Genomic DNA, 18,014 nt, shown 5'->3' with positions numbered 1-18,014 from the left:
ATAGGTTTTTAAGTTCTTTAATCTTGATTTTTCATTCTTTTATTTTTACAAAGCTTCCTCTCCTTTGTCACTGTTTCGGATTCTGTAGGCCTCAAGCGCCTCATAAATGAAGATTTTCCCATCACCCACCTCTCCGGTTTTTCCCATTTTGAGAATACAATCAACCACCGCAGGAACAAGCTCATCTACTGTCACGATTTCAAGCTTGGTTCTTGGAATATAGGTTGGCTCATAAGAAATACCCCTGTAAGTCTGTGCCTTGGCATGTTCCATCCCCATTCCCTTTACCTCATAAAATGTCAGGAACTTCACTCCAAGTCCTGCGATACATTTATGGATCTCATCGAATTTGGATGTTCTAATGATTGCTTCTATTTTTTTCATTTTATTCAATTTTAACGGTGATTTGTTGGAAAAACACCGCTAATGTAAGCTAAAAATTGATTTAAAAACATTTTTGCTTTTAAATTCAAGCTATTTATGCAAAAAAAGCACATTTTATAAGCTTTATTCATATTTACAAATCCACTATTTCAATTTTTTATATTCAATAATACTTTTATGGTCTTTTTTTAAACCAATATGTAAGAAATAATCAGAAATTGGCAAAAAATCCGCTTTCATAAATTAAAATCTTCTAAATCTTTGTGAGAATAGCAAAAAAACTAACTTTGGGGCGGTAAAAAAGACATTGAAATTTTATGATTCAAAAACCAACACTTTTAGTCCTTGCAGCCGGTATGGGAAGCAGGTACGGTGGCAACAAACAGATAGACGGATTTGGCCCTAGTGGCGAAACGATTTTGGAATATTCCATCTACGATGCCATCCGTGCAGGATTTGGAAAGGTAGTCCTGATCGTCAGAGAAGAAATACTTCAAACTGCCAAAGACCTACTTTTGCCAAAACTGGAGGGTAAAATTGAAGTGGATTTTGTACTTCAGTCGATCAAAAGTTTTGTTCCTGCTGAATTCCAAAATCCAGAAAGGGTAAAACCTTACGGAACAGCCCATGCGGTGCTTTGTGCCAAAGACGCCATAGCAGAACCATTTGCCGTGATCAATGCGGATGACTTTTATGGCAAAGAGGCTTTTGAAGTGTTGGGCAAATTTCTTATCGAAAATGTGAGACCTGACCTGCATGCCATGGTAGGCTATGCGATAGAGAATGTACTTTCTGAGCATGGTACCGTAAGCCGAGGAGTATGTGCGATGAACGAATCCAACCAACTCATCGGCATGGTAGAAAGGACTTCCATCGCCAGGGAAGGAGACAAAATACTTGCCAAAGGAGATGGTGAAGTCCTAGAAATAAAAGAAGGAACGCCGGTGTCAATGAATTTTTGGGGTTTTCATCAAGATGTGTTTTCGGATATTGAAAAGATGTGGCTTGATTTCCTGCCAGCCAACAAAGAGAATCTCAAGTCGGAATTTTATATCCCGACTGTGGCCAATAACCTGATCCAATCAGGCGAAGCTGCTTTCGAAATCCTGGAAGGTGGCAAAACATGGTTTGGCGTTACCTACACCGAAGACAAACCTGTCGTGATCGATTCTCTTAAAAAAATGCACGAGTCGGTAGAATATCCGGAGAAACTTTGGAAGTAAGGATTTATAAAACTTAAAAAGGCTGCCTAGATCACTCTAGGCAGCCTTTTTTGTGTAAAATTTATGAGAAATCCTTGAGTTTATATTTCACAAGGATTCTGTAATCATCTTTAAGTTTTGATTCATTTGCCTTGAAAAAGCCATGAATGTTATTTGCCGAACCTTTTACTTTTTTACCATTAAAAGATTTAAGATACTCAAAATAAAAATCCCCGGATGAAACCAAGTGAACCACTTCATTTTTGGTAAAAGACCATGGGAAACCTAAAATTCCCATACCATCAATGTCATTTAAATGATTGTATTTATGATAAATGATTTCATCACTCTCATCCAGAATCAGGACATGGCTTTTCTTACCCATTCCTTGCCTGATGGTATAAAAATAAAACCCATTAAACGGGAAAAATGAAGAAATATCCCGTACCAAATTTTTCTCTTCTATTAAGGAATAAATTTCCGGCCTTGGAAGTTTTAGATATTCAATTGGCATGTTATACTTATTAAAATTCAAAATCTGAGTTCTTGTCAAATTTCCGGCCTTTTTATCAAACGAAACAATTTCATAAGACATTGGAACATTAAAATAAACCTTATCCCTATGGAAATCCTCCATAAAGCCTACTTGGGAATCAAAATTACCTATCGATTCTTTCCCAAGTGAAATCGGTAAAAAACCTGAAAATCCATCTTTTCCATCTTCAATTTTTATAAAATTAAAACCCTTGTATTCAGGATTATAGCTTGTAAAATTGAGGATATAGGACTCCCCTTGAAAAAAGTTTAAATTTTTATTCACTATTCTAAGTTCCTCTATAAAATTCCCTAAGGAATCAAATTCAATGATTTTATTGATCGAAGTATCAAAAATAATAGCATTGCCATCCGTTATTTGAAAGTCACTGATTTGAAAAAATTCACCAGGACCTTTACCTTTTGGTAAAAATATATTTTTGAATTTTCCTTCACTGTCAAAGACGAACAACTGATTGGTTTCCAAGTCTCTGATATAGATATTATTGTATTTATCAAACTTCACATTATGCGGCCAAACCATTGGAAATTCTTCCGGATAATCCAGCAGAATATATTCGATTGATTCAGCAAAATCTGATAATTTACCTTCTTCAGAACGATCTAAGTCAACTTCTATTTCAGATAAGTCTTTATTAGATTTTTCTGAACATGAAATGAAGAATATTACTAAAACTGAAAATAAAGATTTTTTCATGGTCTATTTTTAAGTTTAAAAAGTATGGCAAGGAATTCCCTCGCCATACAAAATTAAGCTAACAGAATTCTTGGATACTTGGATCACATTCTGCAGGCCAAGAAACAAACATGCATCTTGTTATCCACCTGTCAGAACCCGGGCAAAGATGTTCTGCCGCAGCAAAACCCGTATCAGGAGGTATAGATGCTTGCCCAAACAATACCATTGGACTAAGTAGGAATGAAACCATAAGGCTTCCGAATAAAATCTTTTTCATTGTTTTTTAAGTTTAAAATGTGAGATTAACTTTCGGCCAAAAGTCGCTTCAAACTAGAAGTTGCTTAAACTTAAAACTATTTTTTTTTTATTGCAAAATTTTGATATCAAAATTTATAATAATTATTCATTATGATTTCTATATAAATAGTTTATAAAAATGAAGGGTGATGAAGCAATCAAAAATTATATCCCAATGAAATCTTAACAATATTCTATTACCTAAACAGACAAGGTTATCACATCCCCGAAATATCCTTCAAAACCTCAAAGGCCTCATCTCCAGGTCTTGGTGCATTGACATCAATGATCTTGTTGTCTTTGCCGATAATCAGGTAGCGGGGTATTCCCCATACTTTAAAGTATTTCATGATCTCTGCTTCGAATCCCTTGCCTGCAAAGAGGTGTACGCCGCCCATTTTGTTTTTGCTGAGGTAGTTTTTCCACGGTTCGGGTTGCTCATCGATAGATATATACATCAGGACAATGTCTGGATTTCCTTTCAGCTTCTTTTCGAAAAATGGTGTCTTGGTCCGGAAAGTATTGATGCACGGTCCGCACCAAGATGCCCAAAGGTCTAGATATATAATCTTGTCTTTGTAATCCATCAGACTAACGGACTTTCCTTCCAAATCGACGAAAGAAAAATTTTCTATAACTGCTCCTTCTTTGAGTTTTTCGATGGCAGAGAGACTTTTATTGACATCTGCCAAATAGATGGAATTGGGATAAGAATTCCTGAAACCTGCCACTTGATTTTTGCTCGATTCATAGCCTCCTGTCAGCATAAGCATGTCATTCAAGATAAAGGCTGCCTGAAATAGCTCTTTTTTTGGTTCAGCCATTCCATTGATATAAGCTTCGACTTCGGTGTTTGGCATCCCAAAAGGGATCCCCATGGCAGCATGTAAGGTCATCATCATCGACCTAGACAGGTCCTCTGAAAGGCGATCAATGTCTGAATTCAGGCCGATACCTTCAAAATATTGATCCAAGAAACCCAGTTTTTGTCCGGGTTCTAGGTCCTGCACCCTATCCAGATAGAGTTCGCCAAGTTGAAGCAACATGGTATGGGAAAAGGTCTGGGCCCCGATTTTCTCCTGTTCCAAAAGCCCTTTGGAATTTTGCTCGTAAAATTGACCGATTTCGGCTTTCACTCCTTTGCAAAATTGGATGTAATCATCCGCTGATGGTGCGGCTTCAGCATCATACAGGATGATTGAAACTTTTCCATAGAGGTCGTTTTGGACATAATTTTCCAAGCCTGACATATAGTCCAAATAAGCTTGGGTTGGGGTTTGGGCTGATGCCGTCAAGTGGGCCGAAAAGGTGAAAAACAGGAACAAAGCCTGTAAAATGAAACTGCGAGATGATTTCATATCAATTGTTTGGATGATTAATTCGAGGTATTAGGGGTACAATTTAGAAATCTGATTTAGATTTCTTGTTACCTTTGATTGATTAAACCATATTCTTATCCATTTGATTTCCAAAAAAATGAAAAAACTTATCTTCTCGACCTCATCCTATTTTCAGGACATCTCATTGGCAATTTTACGGATCGGCGCAGCTTTGCTGATGTTGACACATGGTTGGCCGAAAATTGCAAATTTCAGCACCTACCTTGTCAAATTCAGCGATCCGATAGGCTTGGGCCCGGCTATTTCTCTTCAGCTCGCTATTTTTGCAGAGTTTTTCTGCGCGATTTTGTTGGCTTTTGGTTTTCTTACCAGACTTTCACTGATCCCATTGATGATTACGATGTCTGTCGCTGCCTTTATTGCCCATGCGGATGATCCCTTTGGTTCAAAAGAAAAACCCTTGCTTTTTCTCCTGATTTTCATCTTCCTGTTTTTTGCAGGACCGGGAAAATATTCTGTTGATGGTCAGATCAAAAAGTGAAAATTATCCGCAACTGGATCAATAAACTAGTTTGAAAGCTGGTGTGCAGATAATTGACCACAGACCACGGTCAACAGCAATTGCTTTTAAACCCCAACCCTTGATTTTTATAACTTAAGGTAACTCGGCTTTGGTCATGAATAAGATTAAGTATTCCAGAGCGAAACTCCCCCATCTTCGATTAGGAAAAACCTGCTTTCGGCACCAATTTCACTTAGGATCGCTTTTGACCTCTCTGGCCTTGCATCGGTGATAAAAAGCTGACCAAAGCGGTGGTCAGCCACCAACTTCATCAGCTTTTCGATTCTGTTGTCATCAAGCTTGTCAAAAATATCATCCAACAGCAAAACAGGCTTGGTTTTCTTGTGGGTCAGGAAAATCTGAAACTGCGCCAGCTTGAGGGCGATTACAAATGATTTCTGCTGTCCCTGAGATCCGAATTTTTTGATAGGATAACCTCCGATTTCAAAGACAAAATCATCTTTATGGATTCCCATATTGGTTCGCTTCAAGATGAAATCCCTTTGGGCATTCTGAAGAAATTCATTTGGGAAGTTCCCATCCAGACACGTGGTTTCGTAAGTGATGCTCACCGCCTCGTGGTTATCTGATATGATGGCATAATATTCTTGGAGCAGAGGAAGGTATTCCTCCAAAAAGGCATTCCTTGCCGCTGCCAAGAACTGCGAAAGCACAATGATCTCCCTGTCATATGGCTCAACATGGGACTTTTCCCACCTTCCTCTATCGGCAAATTGCTTGATCAGGGCATTTCTTTGTTTGAGAAAATGCTGGTACCTGACCAGTTTTTCAAGGTACTGCTTGTCCATTTGGCAAAGCATGTTGTCAAAAAACCTCCTTCTCTCTTCGCTTCCATCCTTGATTAGCATCGTGTCATCAGGTGCAATCATGACTATCGGCAAAAGCCCAACGTGTTCGCTCATTTTCTCAATTGCTTTACCGTTTTGCAGCAACTGCTTTTTCTTTCCACTCTCAAAAATACACCTGACCTCGATTTCTTTTCCCTCAAGGTCAAAGTCTCCAAAAACTGTAAAAAATTCTTGGTCATGAAGCACATTGAGTTGGTCTACGCCGTTGATAGCCCCTTTGGTCAGACAGAGGTAATGTATCGCATCCAAAAGGTTGGTCTTACCGCTGCCATTGATTCCGACAAAACAATTGATATCAGTGGAAAACTGCACTTCTGCCTTTTGGTAATTCTTAAACTGCTTAAGGCGGATATTTTTGAGGTGCATGCTTAGAATCTGTGGGGTTTTTGACTAATTTCGCACTCGGCGTTAAAATTCAGCCTGTTTGATTATATTTGAGGCCTAATTTAGCATATTTTACATTATACGATATGGCAAAGAAGAGTACAGCTCCCAAAGCGAAAGTGAAATATTCCGAAGAAACTTATGCATTCTGGTATGAAAGCATGCTGTTGATGAGGAAGTTTGAGGAAAAAGCAGGTCAATTATACGGACAACAAAAAATCAGAGGATTTTGTCATTTATATATCGGACAGGAAGCCTGCGCAGCTGGCGCGATCACTGCACTTGAAAAAGATGATAAATGGATTACAGCTTACCGTGACCATGCCCATCCACTTGGATTGGGTACTGATCCAGGAGCTGTGATGGCTGAATTGTATGGAAAAGCTACCGGCACCACAAAAGGTAAGGGTGGATCTATGCACATTTTTGACAAGGAAAGAGGATTCATGGGAGGCCACGGAATCGTGGGTGCACAGGTTCCTATGGGCCTTGGAATCGGTTTTGCTGAGAAATACAGAGGGACCAAAAACCTTTGTATCTGCCACATGGGTGATGGTGCTGTAAGACAAGGTGCAGTGCATGAAGCGTTGAACCTTGCCATGCTGTACAAAACTCCTGTCATCTTCGTCATCGAAAACAACGGCTACGCTATGGGAACTTCTGTAGAAAGAACTTCCAATGTCACTGAATTATACACTATAGGCGAAGCATACGACATGCCTTCATTCCCGGTAGACGGGATGAATGTAGAAGCGATCCACGAAGCTGTAGCTGAAGCTGCAGACAGGGCAAGAAGAGGCGATGGACCGACATTGTTGGAATTCAGAACTTACCGATACAAGGGTCACTCCATGTCAGATCCACAAAAATATAGAACAAGGGAGGAAGTAGAGGAATATAAGCAAAGAGATCCTATCGAGCAGGTTAAAAAAACCATCTTGGACAATAAAATATTGACAGAGGAAAAATTAGCCGAAATCGATAAAAGAGTAAAACAGCAAGTGGATGATTCTGTCAAATTTGCGGAAGAATCTCCTTGGCCTGATGGACAAAAGGCATTTGAAGATGTATATATGCAGGAGGATTATCCTTTTGTAATGGAATAATTAAAACCTAAAACAAAACCGGTCTTGGATATAGATTCATTTATTCATGACTGGTTTTTTTTATTGTTATTTGTGAATTAAGTAAAAGCCTTATATTTGCGGCGGAAAATTTTAAAGAATGGCTACGAAACAAACAAAGAAATCCCAATCTGAACATCAACATGAGCTTCTGGAAAATCCGGAAGAAATCAAAGGAAGATTGGAAAGAGGGGAAGCCTTTATCAGAAAGAATTCAAAAATATTTGGCGGTATACTCGTTGGTGTAATCTTATTGATCGCAGCTATTTTGTACTTGCAGATAGATACACAAAATAAAAACACCAAAGCCCAGGCTGAAATGTTTCAGGCTGTGTATTACTTTGAGCAGGACAGCATAGAATTTGCGCTGAACGGTGACGGTTCTAACGCAGGTTTTCTAAAAATCATTGATGACTATGGAAGAACAGATGTAGCTAACCTTGCCCACTTCTATGTAGGTTCGATTTATTTGTCTCAAGGCGAATTTCAAAAAGCTGTCGATCACCTAAAGCAATTCTCTGCAGATGACTTTTTTGTTCAGGCAAGAGCATTTGCCCTATTGGGAGATGCTTACATGGAGTTGGACAATACCAAAGACGCGATCGCTGCTTATAAAAGAGCCATTGACCATAAGGAAAATAAATTTTTCGCACCTCGTTACCTGAGCAAATTAGCCGTGGCTTACGAAGAAGCAGGCGACCTTGACAATGCTATCAAAGCATATGGCGAAATCGAAGACAAGTACTTTGAGTCATTTGAATATACTAACGCACGAAAACACAAAGCGCGCTTGGAAGGCCTTGCCTCTAAGTAATGCTTTGATATTTCAAAAGCATTTTGGAAGAGTAAGGCCCTGTGGTCTTACTCTTTTTTATTTATACCAAAAACCAAACTCCCATGGCAACTTCATTGAAAAGTCTAAGTCAGTATTCTGACAAAAACATCCAGGATATTTCCGGTAAAAAATTTGGCATAGTCGTTTCTGAATGGAATGAGCAGGTGACGGAATCCCTTTTCTCCGGTGCAGTAGAAACATTGTTGATGCACGGTGCCAAGAAAGAAAACATATTCCGAAAGAATGTGCCGGGTTCCTTTGAGCTGACCCTTGGGGCTCAATGGCTTGCTGAATTGGAAGAAATCGATGCCGTCATTTGCCTAGGATGTGTAATTCAGGGAGAAACAAGGCACTTTGATTTTATCTGTGATGCCGTAGCCCATGGAATTACCAATGTTGCTCTGAAGTTCAACAAACCGATAATTTTTGGTGTTTTGACTCCCAATACCCTTCAGCAGGCTTTGGATAGGTCCGGTGGAAAACACGGTAACAAAGGAGATGAAGCAGCCATCACCGCTATCAAAATGTTGGGCTTTTGACCCACTCCAAAAAGAACAAACCTTTTAAACCATATCCATTATGAAAATAATGAAGTTCGGGGGAACCTCAGTAGGCAAACCCGAGAGAATGCACCAAGTCAAAGACCTGATAACCCGAGACAATGACAAAAAAATCGTTGTCCTCTCAGCACTTTCCGGGACTACAAATGCCCTTGTGGGGATTGGAGAAGCTTTGGAAGATGCCAATAAAGACTTGGCAAAACAAAGAATCGATGTCCTACACCAGCATTATCTTACCTTTTACAAAGAATTGCTGAAGACAGAAGCCGCCCGAAACAAGGCAGAAAAAATCATCAAAGAGCATTTTGAGTTCCTGAATATTATTTTGAAAATCTCCTTTAATGAAGCCATCAACAGGGATATTCTGGCTCAGGGAGAACTCCTTTCTACCAAGCTTTTCTTTACCCTGTTGCAGGAATTAGAGATTAATGCAGTGTTTTTGCCTGCCTTGGATTTCATGAGTATCGACGAAAACCATGAGCCTGAGCTGAAGAAAATCTCTGAAAAACTCAAAGCTATTCTCGCAAACTATCCCCAAGACAGGATTTTTGTGACACAGGGTTATATCTGCAAAAACCACAGAAATGAAGTCGACAACCTCAAAAGAGGAGGTTCTGATTATTCGGCATCACTGATCGGGGCAGCCATCAATTCTGAAGTGATTGAAATCTGGACTGACATCGATGGCATGCACAACAATGACCCGAGGATCGTGGACAAAACCCGTCCTATTGCACAGATGTCTTTTGATGAAGCAGCTGAATTGGCTTATTTCGGAGCAAAAATCCTCCACCCTGCCTCCATATGGCCTGCCCAACAATATAACATCCCGGTCAAGTTGCTGAATACCATGGAACCGGATGCACCCGGAACTACCATCACCGCCAAAGAACAGGGCTCAGGAGTGAAAGCCCTAGCAGCCAAAGATGGCATCACTGCCATCAAAATCAAATCCAGTAGAATGCTTTTGGCTTATGGCTTTTTGAGAAAAGTGTTTGAGGTATTTGAGAAGTACAAAACATCCATCGACATGATCACTACTTCAGAGGTGGCTGTTTCGGTGACTATTGATGACCTTTCACATTTGGCAGTAATCGTCAAAGAACTTGAAATTTACGGAACAGTTGAGGTGGACAGCAATCAGACAATCGTTTCGATCGTGGGAAATATGATAGCCGAATCCAAAGGAACCATGGCCAAAATCATGAATTGCCTGAAGGATTATCCGATCAGGATGGTTTCTTATGGAGGAAGCCGCCACAATGTGTCTCTCCTTTTGGAAGCAAAGTATAAAAATGAGGCCTTGAAAAGCCTGAATGAAGGTTTGTTTGAATGGTAAGCAATAATCCTCAGAATTGAAAAACCCACCCAAAATCACTTGATCGGGTGGGTTTTTTTATTTCTCGAAACCTATCATTTACAAATCTGATTTTTTAGAGTTCCGTTACCCAAAGGGTAAAATGGATTTCAGATTTTCAATCCCAATAATTGCAATCTCTTTTAGCATTATTTGACCATTTTATCCAAATTCGGGAATGAAAAAACCTTTCTTCCTATTGATGGCATTTTGCCTTGGCTTTTCAGCTATTGCCCAAAAGAAATATCAGACCCAATTTGAATCCAGCGGCGGAAAGGAAACGCCAACTTACCATGATGTGATCGGATACTTTCAAATTCTGGCTGATGATTTTAAGGAAGTAAGAATTGTGGAGATGGGCATGACAGATGCCGGACTTCCACTGCATGTGGTCCTATTTGACCGAAAAGGCGCATTTGATCCCAAAGAATGGCATGATACCAACCGGCTCGTGCTCTTCATCAATAATGCCATCCACCCCGGCGAACCCGATGGCATAGACGCCTCGATGATGTTTTTGAGGGATGTTTTGCTCAAAAAAATCGAGGTTCCAGAAAACCTCGCCATGGCCATCATCCCGGTATATAATATCGGCGGCCACCTGAACAGAGGCTCATTTAGCCGCGTCAACCAAAACGGTCCAGAGGAATTCGGTTTCCGAGGCAATGCAAGAAACTTTGACCTCAACAGGGATTTTATAAAAGCAGATACAAAAAATGCCAAGTCATTCCAGCAGATTTTCAATTGGCTGAGGCCGCAGGTATTCATCGATACCCACGTCAGCAACGGTGCCGATTACCAGCATGTGATGACTTTGATCTCCACCCAACACAACAGACTTGGTGGCAAATTGGGCAGCTATCTGGATCAAGAAATGAATCCAATGCTGTATGAAAAGATGAAAGCAAGGGAATTCCCGATGGTTCCCTATGTCAATGCTTATGGTTCAAAGCCCGAAGACGGTTGGAACCAATTCAAGGACAGCGGCAGGTATAGCAGCGGCTATGCGGCGCTTTTCAGTACGCTGAGTTTCATGCCGGAGACTCACATGCTGAAGCCCTATGACCAAAGGGTGAAATCCACCTATGCGCTGTTTGAAACCTTTATTGAAGTCTTCCAAAAAGACGGTGAAAAAATGGTTGAAATGGCCAAGGCAGACCGGATGGCAAGAAAAACCCAAAAAGAATTTGCCTTAAACCACGTCTTGGACAAAAATCAACATTCACTGATTGAGTTTAACGGCTATGAATCAGGTCAAAAACCTTCAGAAATCTCAGGGCTTCCCAGGCTATATTATGACCGGAGGAAGCCCTTTTCCAAAGAAGTAAAATTCTTTGACACCTATTCAGATGGCTTGGTTATCGAAAAACCAAAAGCCTATATCATTCCCCAAGCTTGGTATCCGGTGATTGAAAACCTCCAAAGAAACGGAATCAGAACCGAACAGCTGAAATCGGATACGACAATCCAGGTTACAGTTTATCATATCAAGGATTTCCAGACTGGGCAGCGTCCATTTGAAGGACATTACCTGCATACTGGGATACAGGTTGAAAAATCTCAGTCTGCATTGACTTTCAGAAAAGGGGATTTCATAATTGAAATGAATCAGGAAACCAACCGCTATATCATGGAAGTATTGGAACCGCAAGGAGAGGACAGCTTTTTTGCATGGAATTTCTTCGACACCATTCTCCAAGCCAAGGAGGGTTTTTCAGCCTATGTTTTTGAAGATTTGGCTGCTGAATACCTGAAGCAAAATCCCGAACTCAGGAAACAGCTTGAAGAGGAAAAAGCAAAAGATGAGGAATTGGCCAAGAATGCTGGTGCACAATTGAGATGGGTTCATGAGCGCTCCCCTTGGAAGGAGAAAGAACACAACCGCTATCCTGTCTTTAGGATCGAAAATTGAATCTACTCTCCCTTAAAATTCACCCAAAGTAATTTCTGAAAATCCCCGAGATTCCCTTTACATTAAAAAATCAAAAATGTCTCAAGAACCCAAACCGAATTTTCTCACCCGCCTTCAGACCAAATGGAAACTGAATAGCTTGATGCAGGTTATCTTGATTCTCATCGTCTTTGCACTGACTGGCTTTACGATTTTATTTATCAAAAAACCGATTTTTGACTTTTTGGGAGTCAGTATGGAAAGGGGCGGGTTTTGGAAAACCGTACTCTACCTGGTCTTGGTATTGCCGCTTTACCAGATTATCCTCCTGATGTGGGGATTTGTATTTGGTCAGTTTTCCTTCTTTTGGGAAAAGGAGAAACAGTTTTTTAGGAGGATAATTGGAAGGAAATAGGTCATTAAATGAATGAACCGAATTTTTCTAAATGGATATTAATAGATATTTGATATTCATGGATATTATCCTAAGCCCACAGTTTTTTACATAGCTACTCATTCTTGCCATTAACCATTCTAACACTCGGAGTGAAGTCCAATTGCTGTGGCTATGGACTATCGACCGTGGACTGTGGACTAATTATTTTTTCAAGCTTTTCAAATACTCCATACTTTGGGGAACCTGCTTGTAATAAACCGGACTTTCATCCTCAATGTAGTAATGCTTTACTTTGGCTTTTTTGGCAGCAACCAATATCGCCGGAATATCCAATTGTCCGGTACCAAGAGCGACATCATTTTCTACAGGTGTTCCTCCCGACATGTTTCCTTCCACTCCTTTTCGCAAGTCTTTCAAATGCATCAAAGCAAACCTTTCTCCGTATTTTTCGAGATACAACACAGGATCTGCTCCGGGAAAAAACGTCCACAAAATGTCCATTTCATAACTCACATATTTGGGATCATTCTTCTGAATCATTAGGTCAAAAAGGGTTGCGTCTCCATGGGGTTGAAACTCAAAACCATGGTTATGGTAGCAAAAAGTCAGGTCATACTTTTCTTTCAACACTTTCCCAACTGCATTAAAATCAGCGATTGCTTTTTCAGCCTCTGCCAAGTCAAAAGGTGCAGTATATGGTATCGAAGCAATTCGGACATATTTTGCACCAAGCGTTTTGGCATTTTCTGCCACCTGATCGGTTTTTTCCATCATATCGGCATAACTCACCCCAAAAGACGAACAAAACATGTCGCGCTCATCCAACATTGCCCTTAAGTCCGCTGCCGTCTTTCCAAAGAGATTGGAAAACTCCATGTCCTTGATGCCCATGTCCTGCAAAGTATCCAAAGTGGCCGCTACATCCTTTTTGAAACTGTCGCGATAAGTATAAGAAACCATCCCGGGTGTGTCAGGAAACAGTGCTTTTTTGGATTGGGCTTCACTATTTCCTACCAAAAGCAGGCTTATTATCAATGTGGTAAATAAGAACTTGTTCATTTTTTGATCTTTTTGGTTATGATTTTAATAAGATTCATCATTAGGAAAAATCCCGCAGATGTCGCAGATTTTCGCAGAAATAAACTACACATAAACTTGGCAAGAATAAGGTTTATAGGCACAAATCATTTTGACTGTTTGCCATTTTTTTCAGTCAAAGCTGTGACCTCAATATTTGATTCAGTTCTTTTTCTTGGTTTAAAGTCATTAAATGTCCACCATTTTTAACTTTAAAGTTACTCTTTACAAAAATTAAAGGTAAAATTCTATCACTCGTACCATGAATATGAAATATGTTTTTTGGAGGTAAAAGGTTTTTCCACTGTACAATTTTGCCAATAGCCCATTTTAGGAAAGTAGGGTCAGTGTCTTTGAGGATTTGTTTTAAAAGCAGTTTATCAAATTCTGAACTTGTTCCGAAAAACCAATTTGTAATAAAGTTTGAGCTCTTTAAAAGTCTTATCGGCAAAAGTTTATATAATCCAAGTTTCCCCGCAAAACGATAGTAAAATGGAATTTCTTTTTTTGTCTTGGCTGAAGCAATCACAATCACCTTTTTAGTGTCAATTTGTTTGGCCACTTCAATTGCCATGATTCCACCAAATGACAGTCCGATTAGTGTGGGTTTTGTAGTCGAAATTTGGTCAAGAAGCCGAGTTGCATAATTCTCAATTGCCTCATCTTCATGTGGAATAATCCATTTAATAAAAGTTGTCGAAAAGTCAGAGAAGTCTAGATTTTGGAAAACTCTTTCATCTGCTCCAAGTCCACTGAATATATAAAGTTCTTTTGCCAAGCTGATGAGTTGCTTTTGTGTTGTTTTAAATTGCTTGATATGTGTGATCTGCGGGAAATAAATTTTGATTAAAGATACCTTTTTTTGAAAGCTTCCATCATCCATGCATTTACTTCCCATTGATTGACGAGTGGTTTACCAGTCTGAGGATGCAGGACCATATAGGGAGGAGCCCCAAATTCCGGTGTCACCGTGAAGGTTTTTTCACCTTCTTTAGCAGCTTTTTCTATTACTTGATCCCACCACATAAAGTGCCTTTCCAAAGCGGGTTTCCATTCAGGAACTCTTGGATCAGGGACTTGTGGGCCTTCCGTATATCCCACTCTCGCATGAAGGTGCGCTGTCGACCTTATGGCCGCTTGAACAGCCTCTTCTTGGTCTTCCAAAAAGGATTCCGCAGTCACACACCAATGCGAAATATCCAAGGCGATTTTCAGTTCAGGAAGGAGATCAAGGTAACCTTTGGTAACATGGGCAGCAAAACTCCATTTACCACGATGGGTTTCATGAAAAACCGGAATCCCTGTTTCTTTTGAAATCTCTGCTGCCAAGATAAAAAGGGCATTGTTTTGCTCAAAAGTATAGTAATCCTTTCCTGTTTGGGAATTGATAAAAAGGGGATTGGTCGCAGCCAAATTTCTCAGCCTTCTTTCAAAATTTTTGCTGTGGACCACAAAATCAGCATCGACAGTTTCCCAATGTTGGGCTATCAATTTTAAACCATAGGAATTAATCAGATTTGCCCTTTGATCTCTTTCCTTTTCATCCAAAGGAAAACTCATTTCCACACCGTCATACCCTACCTCCAAAACACGGTTTAAGAAATCTTCAAAAGGGATGGCTTCGGAGCCCCAAAGCGGGCAAAAGTATGCTATTTTCATATTGATGAAATTGGAATCAAGAGGACTTTACATCTTTTTCCCAACCTGTTTCTTTGAGCGCGGGATCATTTTCCTTTTTGAGAAAATCGGCAGAGGAAAGTGAGTCTGCCTCCCATTCCAAAATGGCTTCATCCGGAACCATGTCTACAGGAGTTTTCCAAGAAGTGGATGTTTCATTGTAGGCTAGGTTGGATTGGGAATTGTAACAGGCAATGATCGACCAACGGGGTTTGTCAGAAAGATTGGCTTCTGACCTGTGCAGCAAATTGCTGTGAAAAAACAAGGCATCTCCCGGATCGATTTCACAATAAACCAATTCCATTGTTTTGAGGGCATTTTCGACCATGACCATGTCCGCACCGACCTGTTCCCCGGAAAACCCGTGATTAACCCTGCCCAATTTGTGGGAACCTTTTATTACCTGAAGGCAGCCATTTTCCTTGTTGGCTTCCGTCAATGCCACCATGACGCTGAGGAGTTGGTCCGGAAACACAAACTGGTTCTTGTACCAATACCCATAGTCTTGATGCCATTCCCAAGCTCCGCCAACACGTGGTTCTTTTTGCATGAGTTTGGAATGAAAGTGACAGACAGGTGCATCACTGTCCAACAATTTAGCCACTGACTTCACCATTTTTTCACTCCTTGTCAGGTATCCAAAAACATCATTGCCAGGCTTAAACCAAAGTGAAAGTCTTGTTTTCTTCCCTGAAAGGTCATTGAGGTCCAATGCGTTTTTTCTCATGGCATCGTCTTCAATGGCTGTCCTGTACATTTTTTCTGTCTCTTCTTTAGAACAGAATCCTTTGACCAGGACGTAACCGTCCCGGTGAAAATCAGCTACTTGGGCGGGAGTCAAGGTAGAGAGGCTCATGGGTTTGGAATTTGGTTTTTTATAAAAATACACAACTTGTAATTGGACTGCCAGCCTATTTTCAAAATAAATATTCCAACAGTCAGGTTCTCTCCCTGAAAATCTGATCTTTTATCTTCGGTCTACGGGCATATTGTTTAGATTTGCAGGTTAGGAATTCAGAATTAAAAGTATCCATGGCAAAAAAGAGAGGCAATGCCCTTGAAGAGCACGAAAAGCGCAAGCTGACCAAACAGAATCTGAGTAAGCTTGGGGGGATTTTTAGGTTTATCTTACCTTACAAATTGAATTTTTTCTTGGGGATGCTTTTCCTCATATTTTCAAGTCTTACACTTTTGACTTTTCCCTATGTGGCGGGAAAACTCATCGATACAGCTTCAGGGAAAACATGGTTGGTAGATGACATCAACGGAATCGCTTTTATCCTGCTGGGAATATTATTGGTTCAGAGTATTTTCTCTTTTTTCAGGGTTTGGCTTTTTGCCAAAGTATCCGAGCGAAGTATGCGGGACATCAGGATTTCATTGTACAGTAAATTGGTGCAGTTGCCGATGACCTTTTTTGACAAAAGAAGAACAGGAGAATTGATCAGCAGGATCACGGCAGATGTCAGCATGTTGCAGGATACTTTCTCGACAACCTTGGCTGAACTCCTGAGACAAATCATCACTTTGGTAGCTGGGGTGATTTTCCTGATGATGACCACGCCCAAATTGACGCTTTTTATGTTGGCGACATTCCCGGTTTTGGTGATCATTGCGATGGTCTTTGGGAAATTTATCCGTAAACTCTCCAAAGAAACCCAAGATGAACTTGCTGCTGCCAATGTGATAGTGGAAGAGACATTGCAGTCCATCATGACTGTCAAATCCTTTGCTGGTGAGGAATACGAATCCAACAGGTATAGAAAAGGATTGAATAAAGTCGTGGTTGTGGCTTTGAAAGCTGCGGGATTCCGAGGCGCTTTTATCTCATTTATCATTTTTGCTTTGTTTGGCGGCATTGTAGCGGTGATGTGGTACGGGGCGACTTTGGTGGCTTCGGGAGACATGAGCGTGGGAGATTTGGTTTCATTTGTACTGTATACCACCTTTATCGGCGGGTCGATTGCGGGCTTGGGAGACATTTATGGCCAACTCCAAAAAGCCATAGGATCGTCTGAGCGGGTTTTGGAAATCTTGGGCGAGGCACCGGAAGTCTCCACAGCAGATTTCCAAAAAGTCCCGATGGAAGGAAAAGTAAGCTTCCGGGGTGTGCGGTTTTCTTATCCTACCCGTCCCGAAATGGAAGTGCTCAAAAGCATAGACTTTGAAATTCCTGCCGGCGAAAAAGTCGCTTTAGCAGGTCAAAGCGGAGCTGGCAAGTCTACCATTATCCAGCTTTTGTTGAAGTTTTACCCGATAGACAAAGGTCAGATTTTGATTGATGGCAAATCAATCGACACCTGGAACCTGAAGCAACTCCGATCAAACATCGGAATCGTCCCTCAAGAGGTCTTATTATTTGGTGGAAGCATCAAAGAAAATATTGCCTATGCCAAGCCCGATGCTTCAGAGGAAGAAATCATCGAAGCCGCCAAAAAAGCAAATGCCTGGCAGTTTATCAGCAAATTTCCAGAAGGAATGGAAACCAAAGTCGGTGAGCGGGGGATCAAACTTTCCGGTGGACAGCGTCAGCGTGTGGCTATTGCCCGGGCCATACTGAAGGATCCTGCGATTTTGATTTTGGATGAAGCGACATCCTCATTGGATGCTGAATCTGAGGCATTGGTACAGGAGGCTTTGGATGAACTGATGAAAAACAGGACGACCATTATCATCGCGCACCGCTTATCCACGATTCGCAAGGTGGACAGGATTTATGTGCTCAAGGAAGGGGAGATTGTCGAGGAGGGAACCCACGAACAACTGGCTTTGCAGGAAGATGGGTTTTATGCCAATCTGGTGAGGTTGCAGTTTGCGGAGTAGA

The 18,014-nt window shown here is 40.7% G+C and carries 18 protein-coding genes; 9 read left to right on the top strand and 9 right to left on the bottom strand.

Annotated features, from left to right (window positions below):
* Positions 1 to 45 precede the first annotated feature (45 nt).
* Positions 46 to 384, bottom strand: a complete 339-nt coding sequence (locus tag NU887_RS05835; protein ID WP_258422423.1) for a P-II family nitrogen regulator — start codon at positions 382 to 384, stop codon at positions 46 to 48.
* Between the two features lie 317 nt (positions 385 to 701).
* Between NU887_RS05835 and NU887_RS05830 the strand changes: the two genes are divergently transcribed.
* Positions 702 to 1,607 (top strand): nucleotidyltransferase family protein, encoded by a 906-nt coding sequence (locus NU887_RS05830; protein WP_258422422.1) that lies wholly within the window; start codon positions 702 to 704, stop codon positions 1,605 to 1,607.
* Between the two features lie 61 nt (positions 1,608 to 1,668).
* On the opposite strand, the gene NU887_RS05825 is transcribed toward NU887_RS05830, so the two are convergent.
* The 3 genes from NU887_RS05825 to NU887_RS05815 form a co-directional block, all read right to left on the bottom strand.
* Complete coding sequence (locus NU887_RS05825) at positions 1,669 to 2,838, bottom strand: 6-bladed beta-propeller (RefSeq protein ID WP_258422421.1); 1,170 nt, start codon at positions 2,836 to 2,838, stop codon at positions 1,669 to 1,671.
* A 58-nt stretch (positions 2,839 to 2,896) separates the two neighbouring features.
* Entirely contained in the window at positions 2,897 to 3,097 is a 201-nt protein-coding gene (locus NU887_RS05820) for a hypothetical protein (protein WP_258422420.1), read from the bottom strand.
* A gap of 238 nt (positions 3,098 to 3,335) precedes the next feature.
* Entirely contained in the window at positions 3,336 to 4,475 is a 1,140-nt protein-coding gene (locus NU887_RS05815; protein ID WP_258422419.1) for a TlpA family protein disulfide reductase, read from the bottom strand.
* Between the two features lie 118 nt (positions 4,476 to 4,593).
* On the opposite strand from NU887_RS05815, the gene NU887_RS05810 reads away from it, so the two are divergent.
* Positions 4,594 to 4,998 carry a DoxX family protein gene (locus NU887_RS05810; protein WP_258422418.1) on the top strand — a complete coding sequence of 135 codons (405 nt, stop codon included), beginning with the start codon at positions 4,594 to 4,596 and terminating at the stop codon, positions 4,996 to 4,998.
* Between the two features lie 146 nt (positions 4,999 to 5,144).
* On the opposite strand, the gene recF is transcribed toward NU887_RS05810, so the two are convergent.
* On the bottom strand, positions 5,145 to 6,254 hold the full coding sequence (gene recF, locus NU887_RS05805; RefSeq protein WP_258422417.1) for a DNA replication/repair protein RecF: 1,110 nt from the start codon (positions 6,252 to 6,254) through the stop codon (positions 5,145 to 5,147).
* Positions 6,255 to 6,358: 104 nt separating this feature from the next.
* Here recF and pdhA point away from each other — a divergent pair, with 104 nt between their 5' ends.
* The 6 genes from pdhA (at position 6,359) to NU887_RS05775 (ending at position 12,454) form a co-directional block, all read left to right on the top strand.
* A complete protein-coding gene (pdhA, locus tag NU887_RS05800; protein WP_258422416.1) occupies positions 6,359 to 7,378 on the top strand; it encodes a pyruvate dehydrogenase (acetyl-transferring) E1 component subunit alpha in 1,020 nt (339 codons plus the stop codon).
* A gap of 118 nt (positions 7,379 to 7,496) precedes the next feature.
* Positions 7,497 to 8,210: a tetratricopeptide repeat protein gene (locus tag NU887_RS05795; protein ID WP_258422415.1), complete on the top strand. Its 714-nt coding sequence runs from the start codon at positions 7,497 to 7,499 to the stop codon at positions 8,208 to 8,210.
* An 83-nt stretch (positions 8,211 to 8,293) separates the two neighbouring features.
* Positions 8,294 to 8,770 carry a 6,7-dimethyl-8-ribityllumazine synthase gene (gene ribH, locus NU887_RS05790; RefSeq protein WP_258422414.1) on the top strand — a complete coding sequence of 159 codons (477 nt, stop codon included), beginning with the start codon at positions 8,294 to 8,296 and terminating at the stop codon, positions 8,768 to 8,770.
* A 40-nt stretch (positions 8,771 to 8,810) separates the two neighbouring features.
* On the top strand, positions 8,811 to 10,130 hold the full coding sequence (locus NU887_RS05785; RefSeq protein WP_258422413.1) for an aspartate kinase: 1,320 nt from the start codon (positions 8,811 to 8,813) through the stop codon (positions 10,128 to 10,130).
* Between the two features lie 196 nt (positions 10,131 to 10,326).
* Positions 10,327 to 12,060 (top strand): M14 family metallopeptidase, encoded by a 1,734-nt coding sequence (locus NU887_RS05780; protein WP_258422412.1) that lies wholly within the window; start codon positions 10,327 to 10,329, stop codon positions 12,058 to 12,060.
* Positions 12,061 to 12,136: 76 nt separating this feature from the next.
* Positions 12,137 to 12,454 carry a DUF6787 family protein gene (locus tag NU887_RS05775; protein ID WP_258422411.1) on the top strand — a complete coding sequence of 106 codons (318 nt, stop codon included), beginning with the start codon at positions 12,137 to 12,139 and terminating at the stop codon, positions 12,452 to 12,454.
* A gap of 183 nt (positions 12,455 to 12,637) precedes the next feature.
* On the opposite strand, the gene NU887_RS05770 is transcribed toward NU887_RS05775, so the two are convergent.
* The 4 genes from NU887_RS05770 to NU887_RS05755 all read right to left on the bottom strand — a co-directional run bounded on the left by NU887_RS05770 (position 12,638) and on the right by NU887_RS05755 (position 16,046).
* Positions 12,638 to 13,495 carry a sugar phosphate isomerase/epimerase family protein gene (locus tag NU887_RS05770; RefSeq protein ID WP_258422410.1) on the bottom strand — a complete coding sequence of 286 codons (858 nt, stop codon included), beginning with the start codon at positions 13,493 to 13,495 and terminating at the stop codon, positions 12,638 to 12,640.
* A 154-nt stretch (positions 13,496 to 13,649) separates the two neighbouring features.
* A complete protein-coding gene (locus tag NU887_RS05765) occupies positions 13,650 to 14,396 on the bottom strand; it encodes an alpha/beta hydrolase (protein ID WP_258422409.1) in 747 nt (248 codons plus the stop codon).
* Positions 14,360 to 15,172: a sugar phosphate isomerase/epimerase family protein gene (locus NU887_RS05760; protein WP_258422408.1), complete on the bottom strand. Its 813-nt coding sequence runs from the start codon at positions 15,170 to 15,172 to the stop codon at positions 14,360 to 14,362. The genes NU887_RS05765 and NU887_RS05760 overlap by 37 nt, the downstream gene beginning before the upstream one ends.
* A 16-nt stretch (positions 15,173 to 15,188) precedes the next feature.
* Entirely contained in the window at positions 15,189 to 16,046 is an 858-nt protein-coding gene (locus NU887_RS05755) for a phytanoyl-CoA dioxygenase family protein (RefSeq protein ID WP_258422407.1), read from the bottom strand.
* 176 nt (positions 16,047 to 16,222) lie between these two features.
* Between NU887_RS05755 and NU887_RS05750 the strand changes: the two genes are divergently transcribed.
* Positions 16,223 to 18,013 carry an ABC transporter ATP-binding protein gene (locus NU887_RS05750; RefSeq protein WP_258422406.1) on the top strand — a complete coding sequence of 597 codons (1,791 nt, stop codon included), beginning with the start codon at positions 16,223 to 16,225 and terminating at the stop codon, positions 18,011 to 18,013.
* Position 18,014: the final 1 nt, after the last annotated feature.

Source organism: Aquiflexum gelatinilyticum (assembly GCF_024741135.1).
Classification (GTDB): Bacteria; Bacteroidota; Bacteroidia; order Cytophagales; family Cyclobacteriaceae; genus Cognataquiflexum; species Cognataquiflexum gelatinilyticum.
Note: the sequence above shows the minus strand (reverse complement) of the source record. Positions and strands in the feature narration are given on the sequence as shown.

Excerpts from the sequence above, each read along its gene's own strand:
- NU887_RS05815 (WP_258422419.1), bottom strand. The coding sequence starts at position 4,475 with ATGAAATCATCTCGCAGTTTCATTTTACAGGCTTTGTTCCTGTTTTTC.
- NU887_RS05810 (WP_258422418.1), top strand. The coding sequence starts at position 4,594 with ATGAAAAAACTTATCTTCTCGACCTCATCCTATTTTCAGGACATCTCA.
- recF (WP_258422417.1), bottom strand. The coding sequence starts at position 6,254 with ATGCACCTCAAAAATATCCGCCTTAAGCAGTTTAAGAATTACCAAAAG.
- NU887_RS05770 (WP_258422410.1), bottom strand. The coding sequence starts at position 13,495 with ATGAACAAGTTCTTATTTACCACATTGATAATAAGCCTGCTTTTGGTA.
- NU887_RS05775 (WP_258422411.1), top strand. The coding sequence starts at position 12,137 with ATGTCTCAAGAACCCAAACCGAATTTTCTCACCCGCCTTCAGACCAAA.
- NU887_RS05765 (WP_258422409.1), bottom strand. The coding sequence starts at position 14,396 with ATGGATGATGGAAGCTTTCAAAAAAAGGTATCTTTAATCAAAATTTAT.
- NU887_RS05750 (WP_258422406.1), top strand. The coding sequence starts at position 16,223 with ATGGCAAAAAAGAGAGGCAATGCCCTTGAAGAGCACGAAAAGCGCAAG.
- NU887_RS05785 (WP_258422413.1), top strand. The coding sequence starts at position 8,811 with ATGAAAATAATGAAGTTCGGGGGAACCTCAGTAGGCAAACCCGAGAGA.
- NU887_RS05830 (WP_258422422.1), top strand. The coding sequence starts at position 702 with ATGATTCAAAAACCAACACTTTTAGTCCTTGCAGCCGGTATGGGAAGC.
- NU887_RS05780 (WP_258422412.1), top strand. The coding sequence starts at position 10,327 with ATGAAAAAACCTTTCTTCCTATTGATGGCATTTTGCCTTGGCTTTTCA.
- NU887_RS05825 (WP_258422421.1), bottom strand. The coding sequence starts at position 2,838 with ATGAAAAAATCTTTATTTTCAGTTTTAGTAATATTCTTCATTTCATGT.
- NU887_RS05755 (WP_258422407.1), bottom strand. The coding sequence starts at position 16,046 with ATGAGCCTCTCTACCTTGACTCCCGCCCAAGTAGCTGATTTTCACCGG.
- NU887_RS05795 (WP_258422415.1), top strand. The coding sequence starts at position 7,497 with ATGGCTACGAAACAAACAAAGAAATCCCAATCTGAACATCAACATGAG.
- NU887_RS05760 (WP_258422408.1), bottom strand. The coding sequence starts at position 15,172 with ATGAAAATAGCATACTTTTGCCCGCTTTGGGGCTCCGAAGCCATCCCT.
- pdhA (WP_258422416.1), top strand. The coding sequence starts at position 6,359 with ATGGCAAAGAAGAGTACAGCTCCCAAAGCGAAAGTGAAATATTCCGAA.
- ribH (WP_258422414.1), top strand. The coding sequence starts at position 8,294 with ATGGCAACTTCATTGAAAAGTCTAAGTCAGTATTCTGACAAAAACATC.
- NU887_RS05835 (WP_258422423.1), bottom strand. The coding sequence starts at position 384 with ATGAAAAAAATAGAAGCAATCATTAGAACATCCAAATTCGATGAGATC.
- NU887_RS05820 (WP_258422420.1), bottom strand. The coding sequence starts at position 3,097 with ATGAAAAAGATTTTATTCGGAAGCCTTATGGTTTCATTCCTACTTAGT.